Source organism: Armatimonadota bacterium, from assembly GCA_037138755.1.
Classification (GTDB): domain Bacteria; phylum Armatimonadota; class Fimbriimonadia; order Fimbriimonadales; family Fimbriimonadaceae; genus Fimbriimonas.
In genome coordinates, this window is the sequence record JBAXHT010000001.1 from 640,497 (window position 1) to 657,206 (window position 16,710).

Annotated in this window: 17 protein-coding genes and 1 other RNA gene; 5 read left to right on the forward strand and 13 right to left on the reverse strand. The window is 54.3% G+C overall.

The window, feature by feature from the left end:
• The gene (locus WCK51_03015) at positions 1-2,112 is read right to left on the reverse strand and encodes a DNA gyrase subunit B (protein MEI7575838.1); all 2,112 of its coding nucleotides are present in this window, start codon (positions 2,110-2,112) and stop codon (positions 1-3) included.
• 104 nt (positions 2,113-2,216) lie between these two features.
• On the opposite strand from WCK51_03015, the gene WCK51_03020 reads away from it, so the two are divergent.
• Complete coding sequence (locus WCK51_03020) at positions 2,217-4,031, forward strand: hypothetical protein (protein ID MEI7575839.1); 1,815 nt, start codon at positions 2,217-2,219, stop codon at positions 4,029-4,031.
• A 15-nt stretch (positions 4,032-4,046) separates the two neighbouring features.
• The gene (locus WCK51_03025; protein MEI7575840.1) at positions 4,047-5,096 is read left to right on the forward strand and encodes a quinone-dependent dihydroorotate dehydrogenase; all 1,050 of its coding nucleotides are present in this window, start codon (positions 4,047-4,049) and stop codon (positions 5,094-5,096) included.
• On the opposite strand, the gene WCK51_03030 is transcribed toward WCK51_03025, so the two are convergent.
• Positions 5,093-5,854 (reverse strand): sulfite exporter TauE/SafE family protein, encoded by a 762-nt coding sequence (locus tag WCK51_03030; GenBank protein MEI7575841.1) that lies wholly within the window; start codon positions 5,852-5,854, stop codon positions 5,093-5,095. The genes WCK51_03025 and WCK51_03030 overlap by 4 nt on opposite strands.
• A 126-nt stretch (positions 5,855-5,980) precedes the next feature.
• On the opposite strand from WCK51_03030, the gene WCK51_03035 reads away from it, so the two are divergent.
• On the forward strand, positions 5,981-6,367 hold the full coding sequence (locus WCK51_03035; GenBank protein MEI7575842.1) for a hypothetical protein: 387 nt from the start codon (positions 5,981-5,983) through the stop codon (positions 6,365-6,367).
• 61 nt (positions 6,368-6,428) lie between these two features.
• Here WCK51_03035 and WCK51_03040 read toward each other — a convergent pair whose 3' ends face one another.
• The 7 genes from WCK51_03040 to ssrA form a co-directional block, all read right to left on the reverse strand.
• Positions 6,429-7,028: a sigma-70 family RNA polymerase sigma factor gene (locus WCK51_03040; GenBank protein ID MEI7575843.1), complete on the reverse strand. Its 600-nt coding sequence runs from the start codon at positions 7,026-7,028 to the stop codon at positions 6,429-6,431.
• A 101-nt stretch (positions 7,029-7,129) separates the two neighbouring features.
• The gene (locus WCK51_03045) at positions 7,130-8,047 is read right to left on the reverse strand and encodes a serine hydrolase (GenBank protein ID MEI7575844.1); all 918 of its coding nucleotides are present in this window, start codon (positions 8,045-8,047) and stop codon (positions 7,130-7,132) included.
• A 58-nt stretch (positions 8,048-8,105) separates the two neighbouring features.
• Positions 8,106-8,273: a hypothetical protein gene (locus WCK51_03050; GenBank protein MEI7575845.1), complete on the reverse strand. Its 168-nt coding sequence runs from the start codon at positions 8,271-8,273 to the stop codon at positions 8,106-8,108.
• A gap of 144 nt (positions 8,274-8,417) precedes the next feature.
• Entirely contained in the window at positions 8,418-9,602 is a 1,185-nt protein-coding gene (locus WCK51_03055) for a sigma-54 dependent transcriptional regulator (GenBank protein MEI7575846.1), read from the reverse strand.
• Complete coding sequence (locus WCK51_03060) at positions 9,599-10,744, reverse strand: ATP-binding protein (protein MEI7575847.1); 1,146 nt, start codon at positions 10,742-10,744, stop codon at positions 9,599-9,601. Before WCK51_03060 ends, WCK51_03055 begins: the two co-directional genes overlap by 4 nt.
• Before the next feature lie 151 nt (positions 10,745-10,895).
• Complete coding sequence (locus WCK51_03065) at positions 10,896-11,102, reverse strand: hypothetical protein (protein ID MEI7575848.1); 207 nt, start codon at positions 11,100-11,102, stop codon at positions 10,896-10,898.
• Positions 11,103-11,168: 66 nt separating this feature from the next.
• Positions 11,169-11,521, reverse strand: a transfer-messenger RNA (tmRNA) gene (ssrA, locus tag WCK51_03070).
• Between the two features lie 78 nt (positions 11,522-11,599).
• On the opposite strand from ssrA, the gene WCK51_03075 reads away from it, so the two are divergent.
• Both WCK51_03075 and WCK51_03080 read left to right on the forward strand, forming a co-directional pair.
• Positions 11,600-11,887 carry a DUF3817 domain-containing protein gene (locus WCK51_03075; protein ID MEI7575849.1) on the forward strand — a complete coding sequence of 96 codons (288 nt, stop codon included), beginning with the start codon at positions 11,600-11,602 and terminating at the stop codon, positions 11,885-11,887.
• Positions 11,880-12,524 carry a hypothetical protein gene (locus WCK51_03080; GenBank protein MEI7575850.1) on the forward strand — a complete coding sequence of 215 codons (645 nt, stop codon included), beginning with the start codon at positions 11,880-11,882 and terminating at the stop codon, positions 12,522-12,524. Before WCK51_03075 ends, WCK51_03080 begins: the two co-directional genes overlap by 8 nt.
• Here WCK51_03080 and WCK51_03085 read toward each other — a convergent pair whose 3' ends face one another.
• The 4 genes from WCK51_03085 to WCK51_03100 all read right to left on the reverse strand — a co-directional run bounded on the left by WCK51_03085 (position 12,525) and on the right by WCK51_03100 (position 16,703).
• Entirely contained in the window at positions 12,525-12,845 is a 321-nt protein-coding gene (locus WCK51_03085; GenBank protein ID MEI7575851.1) for a hypothetical protein, read from the reverse strand.
• Entirely contained in the window at positions 12,842-13,375 is a 534-nt protein-coding gene (locus WCK51_03090) for a hypothetical protein (GenBank protein MEI7575852.1), read from the reverse strand. The genes WCK51_03085 and WCK51_03090 overlap by 4 nt, the downstream gene beginning before the upstream one ends.
• Positions 13,376-13,522: 147 nt before the next feature.
• A complete protein-coding gene (locus WCK51_03095; GenBank protein MEI7575853.1) occupies positions 13,523-15,874 on the reverse strand; it encodes an MFS transporter in 2,352 nt (783 codons plus the stop codon).
• A 34-nt stretch (positions 15,875-15,908) separates the two neighbouring features.
• On the reverse strand, positions 15,909-16,703 hold the full coding sequence (locus WCK51_03100) for an N-acetylmuramoyl-L-alanine amidase-like domain-containing protein (protein ID MEI7575854.1): 795 nt from the start codon (positions 16,701-16,703) through the stop codon (positions 15,909-15,911).
• Between the last annotated feature and the right edge of the window lie 7 nt (positions 16,704-16,710).

Here is a 16,710-nt window from a genome sequence, read left to right on the forward strand (position 1 = left end):
TTAGTAATGCCAGTCAACGTTCAAGGCTTCCTTCGCGTGACGCTCAATAAACTCTCTTCGAGGCTCGACTTTCTCGCCCATGAGCTTCGAGAACATTTCCTCGATTTCCATCTCAAATGTCTTGTCGCAGATGACCTGCACCATGCGCCGTTTGTCGACGGCCATCGTGGTGTCCTCAAGGTCGTCGGCGTTCATTTCGCCTAGTCCCTTAAAGCGAGTGACATCGTACTTGCGGCCCTTCTTGATTCCCGCGATGATCGTATCGCGCTCTTCTTCGGTCATCGCATAGTACCGCTCATTTGCACCGACTTTGACAACGAACAGGGGCGGCTGGGCGAGCCAGATGTGGCCGGCTTGCATCAGCGGCTTCATGTAGCGGTAGAAGAACGTCAGCAGAAGTGTGCGGATGTGCTCGCCGTCCACGTCGGCGTCGGTCATGATGACGACCTTGTGGTAGCGAAGCTTGGAGAGATCGAACTGAACCTCTTTCTCCTTCGGATCCTTTTCGCGCTTTTTCGGCCCATTGAGTTCAAGATCGGGCTGATCTTCTTCGATCGAAAGGTCAGCTTTACCAAGCGAAAGGTCGATCCCGACTCCCAGTGCCGCAATCAGAGCCTTTATTTCCTCGTTGTCCAGAGCCTTGTCGATTCGAGCGCGCTCAACGTTCAAGATCTTTCCGCGAAGCGGAAGAATAGCTTGGGTCTCGCGGTCTCTTGCACTCTTAGCTGACCCACCTGCTGAGTCACCTTCAACGAGGAAGATCTCGCACTTGGTTGCGTCCTTGCTTCGGCAGTCCGCCAGCTTTCCGGGGAGACCGAAGGAGTCCATGGTCGACGACCGGCGAACGCTTTCCATCGCCTTTCGAGCCGCTTCCCGAGCGCGCTGGGCGATGACGCCCTTCTCGACGATCTTTCGAGCAATATTCGGGTTCTCTTCGAAGAAGGTCATCAGCCCTTCGCCAACGAGCGAGTTCGTGAGGCCTTGAACCTCTGGGGTCACCAGCTTGACCTTATCCTGCGAGTTGTAGGAAGGGTCACCAATTCGAAGTGAGATAACGGCAGTGAGACCGTCGGTCACGTCGTCGCCAACCAGGTTGTTATCCTTCTCTTTCAGAAGGCCCATCTTTCGGGCGTAGTTGTTAATCGTTCGGGTCAGAGCGGTGCTGAATCCAGAAACGTGGGTTCCACCATCCGGATTGTGGATGTTGTTGGTAAACGCTAACATCGTCAGCGAGTAGCCATCGTGATACTGCAGTGCAACCTCGATTTCGCTGGTTTCGCGGAGTCGCTTGAAGTGGATAACGTTGTGAAGTGTGTCCTTGCCGTCGTTGATGTCTTCGACAAGCTGCGGAATACCCCGCTGGTAGTAGTAAGTCTCGCTGTTTGTTGGGTCCTTCTCGTTGATGAACTCGAAGGTGACTTTTGGGTTCAGATAGGCCAGCTCGCGCATTCGGCTCTTGACGATGTGCGGATCGTGCTCGACTTCGGTGAGAACGGTCGGGTCTGGCATCCATCGCTGAGCAGTACCTGTCTGCCCGTCAGGAACGGTGCCGATCTCTTTGACTTCATAAACCGGAATACCCTTCTCGAATCGCTGTCGATAAAGCTTGCCGTTTCGCTTAACGGTTGATTCCATCCAGGTCGAAAGCGCGTTGGTACACGAAACGCCAACACCGTGCAGACCGCCCGAGGTCTTGTAGCCGCTTCCTTCGCCGCCGAACTTACCGCCTGCGTGAAGAACGGTCATAACGACCTGAAGTGCCGAAACACCCATCTTCTCGTGCTTATCAACCGGAATTCCGCGCCCGTTGTCCTCAACTCCAGCGGAGCCGTCTTCGAACAGGGTGACGGTGATGTGGTTACAGTGACCAGCAAGAGCTTCGTCAACGGAATTGTCGATAACCTCTCTGAAAAGCTGGTGAAGTCCGCGCTTCCCGTTGTCGCCGACGTACATTCCCGGTCGCTTCCGAACGGCCTCAAGCCCTTCCAAGACTTGAATCTGCGCCGCGTCGTAATCTCCATCAACTCGCCCCGCGAGTTCATTCACTACGGCGTCTTGATCTAGGCTGTTCGTAGATTCAAGATAGAGTTCGTCCTGTGGCTCGTTGCTCATGCTTCCTAGGTTCAAATTCGACAGAAATTGAACTCGAATTGTACCTGATTTCGCCCTGCACTTTTCCCTGTAACGATGCGCGAGGACGGTGCGTCAGACCAAGCATGAGAGGCTTCGTACTAACTCTTGGTTTGGTCGCCATCGCGGCTACGGGATTGGGCCAAGGAAGCATTGGCGGATTTGGCGGGGGTATGGGTGGTGGTGGCAACGCAACCATGTCCGCAGACTTTTTGGGAAGGTTTGACAAATTTGATAAGTCATCCGACATCTCTGACTCCTCTGCCGCTCTTTTTGCGGACTCGGAGTGGAGCAAGCAAACCATGATCGCAACAGCCGGCATCGGGTGCGACTGGAAATTTGAAGGGAAAGCAGGGGAGGTCCTCGTTGCCGAAGCGAGGAGCGACGTATTTGACAGCTCGATCAAAATCTTTGACGAGAAAGGCAAACTGCTTCGAGAAAATGATGACCGTACCGAGGGCAATCAATCTCCGCTCATAATCTACCGCTTTGAAAAAGACCAGACAATCCGATTGAATGTGGGAAGCTTCAAGAATGCATCTGGCGGAAAATTTGAACTGCGTCATCGCCTCTACCCTTCGTTCACGGTGCCTCTCGGTGGAGCCGAAACTCCTATGCCAGGAACCGAAGAAGCGGTTCAGCAAGGCGGCAAGGCGAGCCTGATCCACTTCCGATGCAAAAAAGGGCAGACATACACATACGGGACACCGACCTTCTTTGATAAGAATCATCAGTTAGCAGGAGCTTATGGATTCGCAAGATTTTTCGGCCCCTCTGGCATCAGCAAGAGCGACCTTGAGATCGTTTCCAACGGAACAAATGAATATCGAACCTTCAAGGCCCTGGCGGATGGCGACTACTTCGTTGAGTTCTATCTCAACCAAGCCTATGCCTTCGCCAAGGTTCCATTTAGCGTCGTCAAATCTGAGAACCGTGAAACAGTTGGGAAAACGAGCCACGTTGTTGCACCGCAGCAACAGCTCATTATCAAGTTTCCCGTTGTGCCGAACGAGATCATCACCACTTCCTTTTCATGCGATCGTGAAGACGAAGTGCACTACATCGAAGGTCCTGAGATCCCAAAGGATCAGCGAATCAGGTTTGCAAGCAGTGGTAACGGAAGCGACAACAATTGGGGTGTTTCGTCTACTTTCACTTGGTTCAGGCTCAAGAAGGACTCGGATACTCTGGCGCGCACATTCTTTGTAAAGGGCGAAGCAATGGTGGTCCTCACAAATGAGTCGGATTCTCCAGCTAGATTCACGATTGAGAATGACTCTCAAATGCCTGAGTTTAAACCTGCGACAGACGTCGAGGCAAACTTGGCAATCGGCGAATCGCAACTCTATACCTATGAGTCAGCTAAGAACGAAATGATGAGGCTTCGGTGCACGGGAACGACATTCAGCCTTCATATTCAAATCTTCGATTACTTCGGACGGCGTCTCAACCACTTCACCGACGAGAAGAACAACACGCCAGGCGACGACCTCTATTTCCCTGAGAAGGGCAAGTTCCTGTTTAGAGTTTCTTGCGTGGGGGACGGCGGCTCAGGAGCCTACACTCTTCGGCGCGATCCGATAGGAACTACTGCGCTCATCCTCGGTCAGAAGGCAAATCTTCTGCTCGATGGAAAGAGTTTTGGAGTGTATGAAGTAGCTTTGGAGGCCGGGAAGCGATACAGCCTCACGTCCGATTTCAGCTCCGGTAGTGCCACGTTCATGACGATGTTCGAGGATGGCGTTGTCCTTCGCCCGAACTCCCACCAGTACGACAACATCCGAACCGATATCCTCAAAGTCGAGAAGTCTGGCAAGTACCGCATCTGGGTACGCGGTGGTGGAAACGCGAACGTGACCTTCAAGATCACCCCCTACAAACCACCTACGATCGACGACTAGCGACATAATATCTCCGTGGATTTGTACGCCTCGATCTTGCGCCCGCTCGCGTTCCGGATGGACCCTGAGCGGGTGCATCACCTGGCGATGACTCTCGTCCAAAAAGGGCTGATCCCGGGCCGATCCACCCCGCTCGAGAAAGATCCTGTCGATCTATTCGGAGTCCATTTTCCCAACCGAATTGGACTTGCTGCGGGCCTCGATAAGAACGCGGTTGCCCTAAACCAGTGGCACAAGTTCGGATTCGGATACGTCGAAATTGGCACCATCACCTGGCACCCTCAACCCGGTAACGACAAGCCGCGCATGTTTCGCCTCCCAAGCGATAAAGCGATTATCAACCGAATGGGCTTCAATAACGACGGAGCTATCGCAGTCGCTGAGAGGCTCTCCCGCTCCGCCAGCCGCATTCCCGTCGGAATCAACCTCGGAAAGTCTAAAATCACCTCGCTCGAAGAAGCGCACGAGGACTACAAAAAGAGCTACGAAGTCCTCCAAAGCTTCGGCGACTACTTTGTCATCAACGTCAGCAGCCCAAACACCCCCGGCCTGCGCTCGCTCCAAGACGCTGATTCACTGAGAAGAATCTTTCAAACCCTCCGCGAAGTCAACGACAAGCGCCCCCTTTTCGTCAAAGTCGCCCCCGACCTCGAAGACGAAGCCATAGACGACGTCCTCAAAGTCGCCGTCGAAGCCAACCTCACCGGAATCATCGCCACCAACACCACCATCCGCCGCGACATGCTCCCGGGCCTTGCCCAGCCAACCAGCCGGCACATCAGCAATTCCCTCCTGGGCGGTGGACTCTCTGGCACCAACGGCATCAACCGCAACATCACCGCTCACCAACAAGGCGGCCTCTCTGGAGCGCCGCTTCTTCAGCGTTCTAACGAAGTGCTCGCAAGGCTCAAATCCAACGCCCCCGACAACCTCGTCCTCATCGGCGTCGGCGGAATCTTCACGGCGGAGGATTACTTGTCCAAACGCGCTTTGGGTGCCGATCTTGTCCAGCTCTACACCGGCTGGATCTATGGTGGTCCCGGGTTGGTACCCAAGCTCTTCTAGAGTGCCACTCGCCAGATGTAGTATCCCGTCATCAGAAACCCGTAAACCGCGATCCAGCGGCGCATCTTGTCTGGGTCAACCCTCAAGGACCATCGCGCTGCCAAGAACCCTCCCGCAAATCCACCGCAAGCCAGCGGGTACGCCTCCGGAGTCATCACCAGCCCCTTTGAAACAAAAACCAACGAGCAAAACAGGTTGATAATCGACCCGAGCCAGTTCTTTACCGCGTTCAGTTCGTGCGTCGTCCCCTCCATGTAAAGGGCGAATGTCGCGAGCATCATGATTCCCATTCCCGCCCCGAAGTAGCCTCCGTAGCAGGCAACCAAAAACTGCAAGACAATCCCTGCCCAAACAGGAATCACATGATGGTCCTTGGCCGCTAGCATCGCCTTCACCTTTGGCTGAAACCATAGAAGCAACGCGGCGAGCAGAATGAGAAAGGGCACAATCACCTTAAACGACTTATCGGAAGTGTTCAAGAGCAGGGCCGCTCCGCACAACGACCCCAGAACCGTAGGCAACGCCAAGACTTTTAAGAACTTCGCGGTCTGCGGAAGCTGCTTGATGAACCCCAACCCCCCTGCAAACGAACCCGGAAACAGCCCAACTGCATTGGTCGCATTTGCCACTCGATCCCCGATTCCCATTCCGAGGGTTAGGTAAGGAAAGCTGATCAGTGACCCGCCTCCGGCAACGCTATTGATCCCCGAAGCCACGGCTCCAGTGGCAAAGAGGAGCAGCGCATCGACTGGTGACATGTAGAAATCAGATTAGCAGGATTTGCCGCATCCTCGCGATCGAGGGGTGTGTAGTCTGTACTGTAACTGATTGATCTGCAAATTTGTCACGTAAGCCAGTCAGGTTCGAATCTTCCGCTGACCATCATGTTCATTGGTGTCATTGTCGTGATCGTCTTCGCCATGTGGAGCTACGGGCGGAAAGAGCAAGCTCGCTCCGATTCTGACTCAGCAATGGCTTCGCTTCGCCAAAAGCCGAACGACTCGACTCGATACATTGAAGCCCTCCAAGCCGCCGACGAACTCGCTGATCGGACCCGCCCCAATAATTCGGATCGCGACACCTGGCGCCGATCCGTCCGCAATGAAGTAGAACTTATCCGACTTCAATCCGCCAAGGCAGCACTCGCTCAGGAGAAAGAAGCCGTCGAGGCACGGCTCAGGAAACAAGCGTCTCTTTACGAGCGAACCTCATCACACACGATGAGTTTGCAGAACGGAAGGATGAAATCCTTTGCGATGTATGATCGGTAAAGCCGGCTGCCCAAGCTCGGACCGTGCGTACGCCCCGAGCTTTGCGAGTTGAGTGCGTAACTCAGCGAGTAGAACTCAAAGACTGGGCCACCCGGTTCGCCTCAAGTTTCGCCCTCAGAGCCTTATGGGTTCGGTGAAGGCGAGAACGAATAGTTCCGACAGGAGCACCCATCCGATCAGCGATTTCTTGGTAAGGGACCTGTTCAACGTCGGCGAGTTGGATGAGTTCGCGTTGTTCTTCGGTCAGGCTTGCCAGAGCCGCTTGGAGGGGTTCGCTGAACGAGGAGTCAAGGAGGACGTCTTCGGGCGAAGGACCGTCGTCGGCGACTTCGAAGCGCATCGAGTCTCCACCGACTTCCGTTGGAAGTGAGGCATCGTAGGAGACGGTCTGCACTCGGCGTCGTCGATTGCGAAGAAGGTCGAGATACAAGCGAGTGACGATTCGGAAGATCCAGTTCTCGAATGGACGGTCGCCCTCGTACTCATTAAACGATCGGTACGCTCGGAAGTAAGCCTCCTGGGTCAGATCTTCAGCGTCTGGCCGACTGCCCGAGAGCCGGTAAGCCATGTTGTAAACCTTCCGATACGTTTGCTCCATCAGTTCGTTGAACCGCTTCGAGTCACTTTCGCTAGCATTCAGGGTCATGTTCATGGTCGTCATTTTCAGGTTTTCTCCTTGTATGTAAGGTGTAACGCTTCACTCGGCAAAACCGTTCCATGTATTTTACACTTTTTGTGTGAAGTCACTTGAGTCTATTGGACTCAATCGTCCGAAATCCCCCCGCCCGTCGGATTGAACTTCTCATACCCTGAGGGCAAAGTGAACGGACGTTTTGGCTCGAAGAACCGCCAGGCCGATTGGCAGATCCTGCGGAGGGTCACTTCGCCTTCGTTCTCGGAGGTCCAACGCTGGTCCTTCTGGTCGTCGGTGTACAAAGCTAAGGCATAGGGTCGAGAAGCATAAACAATCGCCACCTCGCTTCGCGAGCGGTTGATGGCTCCGCTCTTGGCGCAGACCTTCACGTCGATCGGTGAGGCGGCGATGGCGATGTCGTCCCAATACTGCCTGCCCAGAATGCGAAGGAGTTTCTCGCAGACGGCTGGGCTCGCGGCCTTGCGGCGATAGAGCAATTCAAAGAGGCGAACCTGTTCGCGCGGGGTGGTCATGCCCCAGCCCCACTTTTTGCCTAGCTCGGCGGTTTCAGGAGTTCGGTCCTTCCAGTGCCCGAGAATCTGGGTGTTAAGGAGCCCCAGCGACGCCATACGCTCGTTGATCTTCTTGCTACCAATCCAATCCTGAACCTGCATTGTGGCGGTGTTGTCGCTCACCCCGATCATCAGGTTCACGTAGCCATCGAGATCCAGCGAAACTCCTTCGCGCATCGGGTAAGTCCACATGCTTGACTGTCTTTCCTTCAGGGGCATCAGTTGCTTCTTGTCTGACATCTTGAGTTTGCCTTCATCCACTTGGCAAAGAGCTTCGAGCGCGACGCTGGTTTTTATCGTTGATGCACTCGGAAATCGCTCAGTGCCCCGGAGATCGATACGCTCGCCCGTGGATAGATCGGCAATGCAGTAGCCGATGCGACCCTGAAAAGGTTTGCAGAGTGCATCTAGCTCGACTTTTAGCGCAGGAAGCCCTTTGGGAGCAAGAACGAGAGCGGCGACGACGGGAACCATACGGTTATCATAACCAAAAACTCCCGACCGCTTTCGCGGATCGGGAGTAAGTTCTGGTTCAGCCGCGCCATCTCCACATGGGTGAGAAGACGGCGTTGCCAAGTTCGTCCATCTGGTCCACGAAGCTTGCCCTTTCAGCGCGCTTCGGGAGCGCGAAGCGTATCACTCGCTTCATCGGTTTTGGCAACACCAGATAGGTGCGGCGCATCAATGTTGTAACGACCATAAAACCTCCTTATAGTCGAGGTGCCAATGTCCTTGGCTTTTGGACTGGACGAAGCATTGTCCAGTTGTCCTGGCTCATCAGCGAGCCTACTTTCTTTCTACGATGAGGACCACAAGTGCGTTCCTCAGATAAGATTATGGCTGATCAGGCGGCTTTCTGAACCCGCTCGGGGAGAAGCTTAACTTCCAGTTCTGTGGCAGAACTTGGTGCGAGCACCATGGCTCGCTCAACCGTGTTCTCGAGTTCTCGCACATTACCGGGCCAGTAGTAGTGCTCCAAGGCCTCTCGGGCTTGCGGGCCGATTGCCAATGGTTCACGCTGATTCTCAGCCGCGAATTTGTGCATAAACATCTCAGCGAGGGGGACGATATCCTCAATTCGCTCCCTTAGAGCCGGTATTTTGATCTCTACAACTTGGAGTCGGTAAAGCAGGTCAAGTCGGAACGTGCCCGCGTCCACTGCGGCGTTGAGGTCTCTGTGAGTAGCGGTGACTAATCTCACGTCAATCTTGGTTGGCTTTGTCGATCCAAGTCTCTCGATCTCTCTTTCTTGCAAGACTCGCAGGAGTTTGACCTGGACCGTGTGAGGGATTTCTCCAATTTCGTCAAGGAAAAGGGTTCCTTGTTCGGCAGCTTCGAAGCGTCCAACTTTGGAGCCGTTTGCACCGGTGAACGCGCCCTTTTCGTATCCGAAGAGTTCCGATTCAAGCAGTGTTTCAGGGAGCGCGGCGCAACTCACGGCAACGAACGGTTTCTTCGCTCGGCCGCTCAGCGTGTGCAGAGCGTTGGCGACAACTTCCTTTCCAACACCACTTTCGCCTCCGATCATGATCGTTGCTCGCGAGTCGGCGACTTGCTTGACGGTCTCCAGCACCTGGCGCATCGAATCGGAAACGGCCAAAAACGGCTCGCCACCAAGAGCACTTTTCTTTGCTTTGCGCACCTGCTTCTTGGGCTCGTTGCCTTGGTCAATCGCGCTTGCAACCACCTTTTTGAGCTGCTCTAAATCGAATGGTTTTGTGATGTACTCAAATGCCCCATTTCGGATGGCGGCCACAGCTTGAGGAATCGTTCCGAAGGCGGTCATGATGATGACGGGAATCTCAGGAGCCGCTTCATTAATGAGTCGTTGGAGTTCGTAGCCCGTCATTCCGGGCATGGTGACGTCAGTGATGACGGCGTCGAAGCGCTGCTTCTCTAGCTCCATGAGCGCGTTTCTCCCATCTTCTGCGGTTACAGCGTCATATCCGACTTTCTCGAAAGCCATCTGCAAGATGCGGCGAATGTTCAGTTCGTCGTCTACGATCAGGATCTGGGGTTTCTTGCTCATGCGGCTTCTTCGTAATTATCGGCAAACTGAACCCGAAAGCTGGAGCCTTCACCGACTTTTGAATCGACAACAATGGCTCCCGCGTGAGCAGAGATGATCTTTTGGCAGTTACTGAGTCCGAGTCCTGTACCTTTGGGTTTGCTCGTGAAGAACGGCTGGAAGAGCTTGGAGAGCGTTTCTGTGTCCATTCCGCTCCCTGTGTCGCTGACCGAAAATCCCCGTGGAAGAATCTGAATGGTCACGGCGCCACCCGAGTTAGTAGCTTGCAAGGCATTGAGCATCAGATTCTGCATTACCCGTTCAATCTGGTGCCGGTCTCCAAGAACTGGGGTAGAGTCGCCAAAGATCCTGAGCTCGACGGATGACTCCCAAAACTCGTGTTGGTGGATCTCGCGCAGCTTAGTGGCGATGACGAAGAGGTCAACCGGACCAAAGTTGGGCTCAATTGGTCTCGCGAAATCGAGAAATTGATTGCACAACTCGGAGAGCTTTACTGCCTCTTCTTCGACCATGTGGGCGAGTTCCACCGCCTGGTCTGGCATCGAGACGATGAGCTGGGCTGCCGACCTGATTCCGGTGAGCGGATTTTTGATCTCGTGAGCAATTGCAGCGGTCATCTGACCAATTTCGGCGAGCCTTCGCACCCGGTTAACTTCTTTCATGTCTCCGAGGTGTTTCCAGTTCGCGACGGCAAGTGAAATGTTTCGGGCGAGGGTGTTCGCCTTTTTGAGGTCGTGCTCGTCGAACGGTAGGTCCTGATCTCTCCGGGCGAGGTTAAGAACACCAAGTTTTTCATGCGAAGTCGTGAGTGGAACAACCATCGCCGAGGAGATTTCCTTTCGTGTCTGCTGAATCCGGTTCGCAAGGAGCGGGTTGTCCGACGGATCTTCGACGAGCATTGGGAGGCCGTGCAAAAGGGCAGAGCCAGCAATTCCCTTGCCAACCTCAATCACCGCGGTTTCGGCAACCGGAACTCCGACCGATGCCCGGCACCGTATTGTCCCTTTCTCGTCGGCAACAAAGAGTGAAGCTACCGGAGCATCAAACCACTCTGCAACGCGTTGGAGAATGGTGTCCAAGTACTCCTCAATCCGATCGCCGTCCAACGGCGGAAAATCAAAGAGCGACCATAGGTCTGGCATAGATTGAGGACGACTCACAGAATTGTTATCGGCAAGCGAGCCCTAGTTCTAACCATATGAATTCCAGTTAGGACATAACAACGAACTGACCATTCAGACTATAGGACGTCCATTTCTTTGACTGAAGCGGCAGAAGCGTGCCGCGACGCTGTCAGCTTGCCATCCGCAGTGACAACATGTGATTACAGCCTTGGTCGTCGGGCGTCAGCGAGACCTGATGGTTCTGAACATCCCAGTGCGAACCGAACAGGATAACATCGTCTCCTGCTTCTGGCACCACGAAGAACGGAAGAATCATCTCCTTCTTGGATGTTGGAGAATCCAACGAAACCCGAACTCGTTTGGCGGTTTGCTTCACACTTCTTTCAACGCTGAGATGAGCTCGGAAGTTCGTGCTCTGGCGAAAGACCTAATCAACAAAAACTGGTGGAGGCGGGGAGAATTGAACTCCCTTCCAAAACCGCCTTCCCAGCATTACCACGAGCGTCTTCTCAGTTTGGATTTTTGTGATGCGCCTCTGCCGAGACCGCCTAGCGCACCCTTAGTCCGATTGTGTTTAGCTGGGTCTACTACGAACAGAAGCTCGCCCTAGCGATCCAGATTTGGCTACACGAGGATCAGTTCTTACTGGCTCAGAACTGGCTCATGCGCGGCACTTAGGCTGCGAATGCAAAGTTATTGTTTGCAGTTATTTTTTACTCGTTTTTTACGTGGCCAACGAGAATCCACGGCTCGCAACGATGAGTCGCTTCGGTCCTGTCGAACCCTGACGCCCCCAGTTGTCTACTTAGTATGACGCTCGTTGAGAGTCTGAGGTTCTCGGTTTGCGGTTTTCGGTTTCAGTAAACTGGTTTGGTGTCGGCTTTAGAGATGTTTCGGAAGGTTTCGTTGGCGGAAGGGTGCTCGGCGCTTTTGCTGTTCTTGGTCGCGATGCCGATGAAGTATTTGCTGGGGAATCCGGTACTGATCAAGCCGGTTGGGATGGTCCACGGGATTCTGTTCTTGGCGTTCTTGGTGGCTTTGGTTCGGGTTTGGATTGCGGATAAGTGGCCGCTCAGCAAGCTGATTCTTGGGTTTGTGGCGGGGAACGTTCCGTTCGGAGCGTTCTGGTTCGAGCGGCGGCTACGTGCTGAAGATGAATAGTCCCGAATTGAGCTTCGAAGAGTGGTTCACCACTCTATCGAACTTCAAATCCCGAGACGAATTGTGGGATTGCGATATCCGCATGAACACTCTGCCCCCAGGTGTGATTGCGACCTACCTTGAACGTCTCCTGAGACAATCTCCGGCGCTTTGCGCTGACATGGATCCTGAGCAAATAGGTTTTATGATCTGGTTCTTTCAGGGGAGAGCAAGTGAATATTGGAGCGACGTCAGAGGCAAGGGCGTTTCCGATGAACAACAGATATCAACTGTGACGGCTCTCAAAGTCTTCTACACAGAGTTTTTAGACCCGTACTTTGTGAACTCAAGGCACTCAGACATCGGTGAGGCAGGTGACGCGGTTTACATGATGTGGGACATGGATTGCCTGGAGGGGGCCGCCATGTTCCCTGGCTGGGAACACTTGGTCCAACCAATTCTGGATGTTCTTAACGCCGCTCTGTGGTGCAAATCATACGAGTGCCAACGGAGTGCGCTGCATGGACTCGGACATCTCCATAGTTATCATCCTGATCGGGTTGAACGTGAGATTGATCTAGCACTCAAACGTTCTGGACACATAAAACTCTCTCTGCTTGAATATGCAAAAGAAGCTCGACGAGGAAGGGTTCAGTAGTCATCGGAGCGGAAGAGGTTCGGGTGCGACGTGATAGGATGCATCAATCAATTGGTTTGCAGTCACATCCGCAAGTTCTTCGATTTTGATCAGCACGTACGGATACCGTTTGTAGTGGTCGGTCTTGAAGAACTTCGTTCCTTCCATTGCCAATAGCTCATCATGTAGTTCCCAGGGGACGCGGATGGCGAGCGTGGTGCCTTTGTCGCGGAGCCGCGCAATGTGGCGACCCTGGCGAAGCAGGTCGATTTCGTGACGCCCGACTTTCTCTTCTACGTCGGGAAGAAGTAGCGCGATGGCTGCGAAGTCGTCGTAGGTCACTCTTCTCTCGGGAGCGTCAATGTTGCGGAGGCATCCATCGTCGGGAGTTTGGGCATGATTGGGGCTAGTCGTCCTGCTTGCTCAGGAGGATCAATCGGACGATCATTAAAGGGAACTTCCTTTGATACAACTTGCCGAACAAAATTGAGGAATCCAGCAATAATCTCGGCGGCAAGATAGGTGGAGCATAGCCCAATAAACCTCATGTCTTGATAGGCGTGCCAGGCGAACGAGATGACGCCTGACAAGATCGTCAGAAGAATGGCTCCCAGGAAAAAGTTGGTTTTTGTTGAGAAGGCAGTTCTCTGCGAAAAGGCAGACCTTTGTGGAATCCTCTTACGCTCATCAAGTCCTTGACGGATCATCCCGGAGACGAGACCAGAAATACAGACCACAATCACATCCCATGGGCTAGACAGAAACTCAAAACAAACCCACGTGGTGCCCAAATAAAAAGCTATGAATCCCCAGAATGAGAAATTCTTAAAGCTCTCCAGAGCTAAAAACTTGGGTCGATGCATCTTAGCCACCTGAAATACTGTATCAGGATTTGTCTCAGACGACAAACCATTGCCATCTAAATGGAGAAAGGTTAATGATAAACAAACTTGTTCTGATCGGGCTTGTCACACAGTTGGATACTCGACCTCCCGAAACATAACCGAAGCCAAGGAGAACTAACGCCCTGTTCGAGTTGACATTCGCTCCGAATAAACTACCGCCGCAACGATAAACAACTCGGGCAAGTCGAAGTCGGCGAGGATGGCGCCGTCTTTACCTAAGGAGAGGGCTTTGATCGCGTTGACCTCGTCGCCGTTTCCGTGAGCCTCCAGGGCCTGGTTCGCGTGCTTCGAGCGCTTACCGCCGATGGTAAGGAGGGTGATCATGAGCTGATCTCGCTCCATGCCGGCGCTCATGAGGGCTCGGTAGGCTTGGCTTTCGACTCCGTAGATTCGCGCAACGCCGAGGAGGCAGCGACGGCGGGTGGTCATAGAGACGCAGCTTTTGGCGACTTCGAGGATTCGGGGGACATCTTCAAGGGTTCCGTTGACGCCGAGCGCGTAGGCGACTTCGGCACAGCCTTCGTCGTCGTAAAGTACGAGGGAGGCTCGGCAGGCATCGGCGGTTTCTTTCAGTTCAAGTTCTCCGGCGGCTTCGGCTGCAGCGATGCGGACGGAGGGGTGCTTGTCGGTGAGAGCGTGGCTGATTGTCGCCGCAATTCCGGGTGCCTCTAGATTCCGGAGAGCCTGCAGAGCGGACCGTCGCAAGTCAGGATCGGAAGGATTCTCCGCGGCATGAATCAAAGCATCAACCGCTGTCCGGTCCTCTCCAGCACCGGGAAGTTGAGCAATCGACCGCGCCGCTGCGCGACGCAGTACCGAACGCGGGGCGTCCAAGAGCTTGATTAGCTCCGGAATCGCTGCCGGGTCGCCTAGGTCGCCCAAAGCTTCCACCGTTTCTTCTTCGACCAAATCTGGGTGGTCTCGGAGCTGGTGTATGAGATCCTCAACCGCCGCCTGGTCTCCAAGCCGCCCAAGTGCCGAAGCGGCCTGCCGACGAACCCGCGGCGAAGGATCGTGAAGAGCCTTGATCAGTTCATCCGAAGCAAGAGCAAAGCCATGACCCGCGATCTTTTGGATCGCGTGTTCGCGCTCCTCGGCGTCGCCGCTCTGGGTAAACGTCTTCATTGCTCGCAGCCCTTTGGGCGTCACGCTCTTCAGATTCCCCATCGTCTCGCGGAACGAACGGCTACCTTCCTCACGCACCGGTATCAGCAAGAGAAGGGCGACAAACCGGATCCCGACCGCGCAGATGAAGGTGAATTTGTAGGCAAGGTCCGTATCATGCCCGGTTCGGAAGAAACTGAGCATCGCCGCGCCAAGCAGCGGCGGAACTGCGCCAGCAATTGACTGAATTGCCATTGCCGAACCCAGGTATGTCGAGCGCTCTTCCGGGGGGGACGTCGAGAAAATGATGTTGTATTGGCAAAGAGCGACTCCGCTGAAGACCATGCCCATCAAAATGTGACAACTGTAGAGAAGTCCAATATTGAAGGCCATGTGCTCAGTTCCGGGTTGAGTAAACAGCCACGCCGTCGGCGTCAGCAGCATCCCCATTCCGACCAGCCCAAGAATCGGCTTGTTACCGTACTTGTCCGACAAGAACCCCCAAAACTTGGACATCGAGATGTTCCCCGCCGCATGGAAGAGCCCAAGGAGCTGGACGTGGGTCTGATCAAATTTCAGACTCTCGAACGCATAAGCCGCCCACAAGTTTCCGGCAAACGATTGGCCGGCAATGAATACAAACAAGAACAGAATGACTCGAACAAACTGTTTGTTCTTAAAAGGGGAAACAAGCGCATGAACCGTCTCCTGCACGTTCGCCCGAATCGGCTCCTCACGCGTAACGTCCGCCATTTTGAAGAAGTAGTGCATGCTCACAAAGCTGAGCACGAGCCCGAGAATGAACACTGCCGAATAGCTTTTCTCGCCAAAGTTCGCCTTCTTTAAGGCATCAACAAGGAGTCCACCGAGCAAACCGGTTCCAGTTCCAATCGCTGCGTTGAGCGAGTTTCGTTTGCCGTAGAATGCGCCGCGCTGGGAATCCGGGACGAGGCGGGCAAGCCAGTCACCATAGATCGGGTTGACCATGTTGACTACCAGCGAGGCGATACCGCTGAAAATCAGGATGATCGTCAGCTTTGAGTTTGCGCTCCAGATGGAGATGAGCGGAAGGAAACAAAGTGGGATATGCAGCAATCGCCATATTAGCCCTCCCGGCGCGACGTACTTCTTGAAGCTGACAAAGCTCCGACCCCAGACAGAACCAGGGATTTGGGCGAGGCCGCAGATTGCGGGGATGGCAGTGAGCAGCCCAAGCCAGATATCCGCCGCATGAATCTCCTTGAGATAGCCGACGATGAAACTTCCGCCAACGAGGGTGATAAAGGCGGTGGCGAAGGCACCATCAAGATTCGCCGCACGCAGCGTACGGAGCGATTCGAGACGGTTAGGCTGGCCTTCCACGGACAAGGTTTAGGTTACCGGGAACCCGATCAGATTATCTCGGACGAGCCACGATGATCCCTTCGGTTTTGGAGCCAGAAAGGTACTCCGAAAGCCTTTTATCAAAAGTGACTTTATGCTTTGTGCTGCTGGCATGGACGAAGTGAGGGACGCCTTTCTCGACGACGATTAGGCCGACATGGGTGATGTCAATGCCTTTGACGCCGCCAACGAGGCCGATGATGTCGCCGGTCCTTAACTGCTTTTCGGCATTAGGAAGCGCCGAGACGGGGATGTACCATTTTTTTCGGGCGTTGCTCTCGGCTTCTAGTTTGCGGAGTCGAGGAAGCAGATCAGGGTTGGCACTGAGCGCGGCATAGCGGTCGGGATGAACCGACATATAGCTGACCTTCCGGGTCATTGGGACAGAACCGGGGAGCTTTGCGCTGAGGTCGGTGATCGTTCCTTTTCGGGAGTTATCGAAGAACCAGTCGGTTGTGTAGTGCAGCCTTGAAAGGTAGCCATCGACGCGGCCACCCCAGTAGCGGGTTTTTGTAACCGCCACCCTCAGCTTCTCATCGGTCGGATCAGGGGTTCGGGCCAAGGCGAACACGGTCTCCACGAACGTCACGCAGTCCAACCCAGAGAGGAGAACCGTACACTTTTCCTCATTCGGAGTCTGGTCGAGGGTCGCTCCGACGTACGGCGTGCCAAGGAACTTCCTGGCGAAGAACTCCATTCTCTTGCCGATGGGCTGCCGGTAGACGCCCGCCATGGCCGCCTCCTTCGAGAGGTCATCCACCATCAACGGCACAGTTTGGATGCAAATTGCGGCGAGGAAACCGAGCATTAACTCC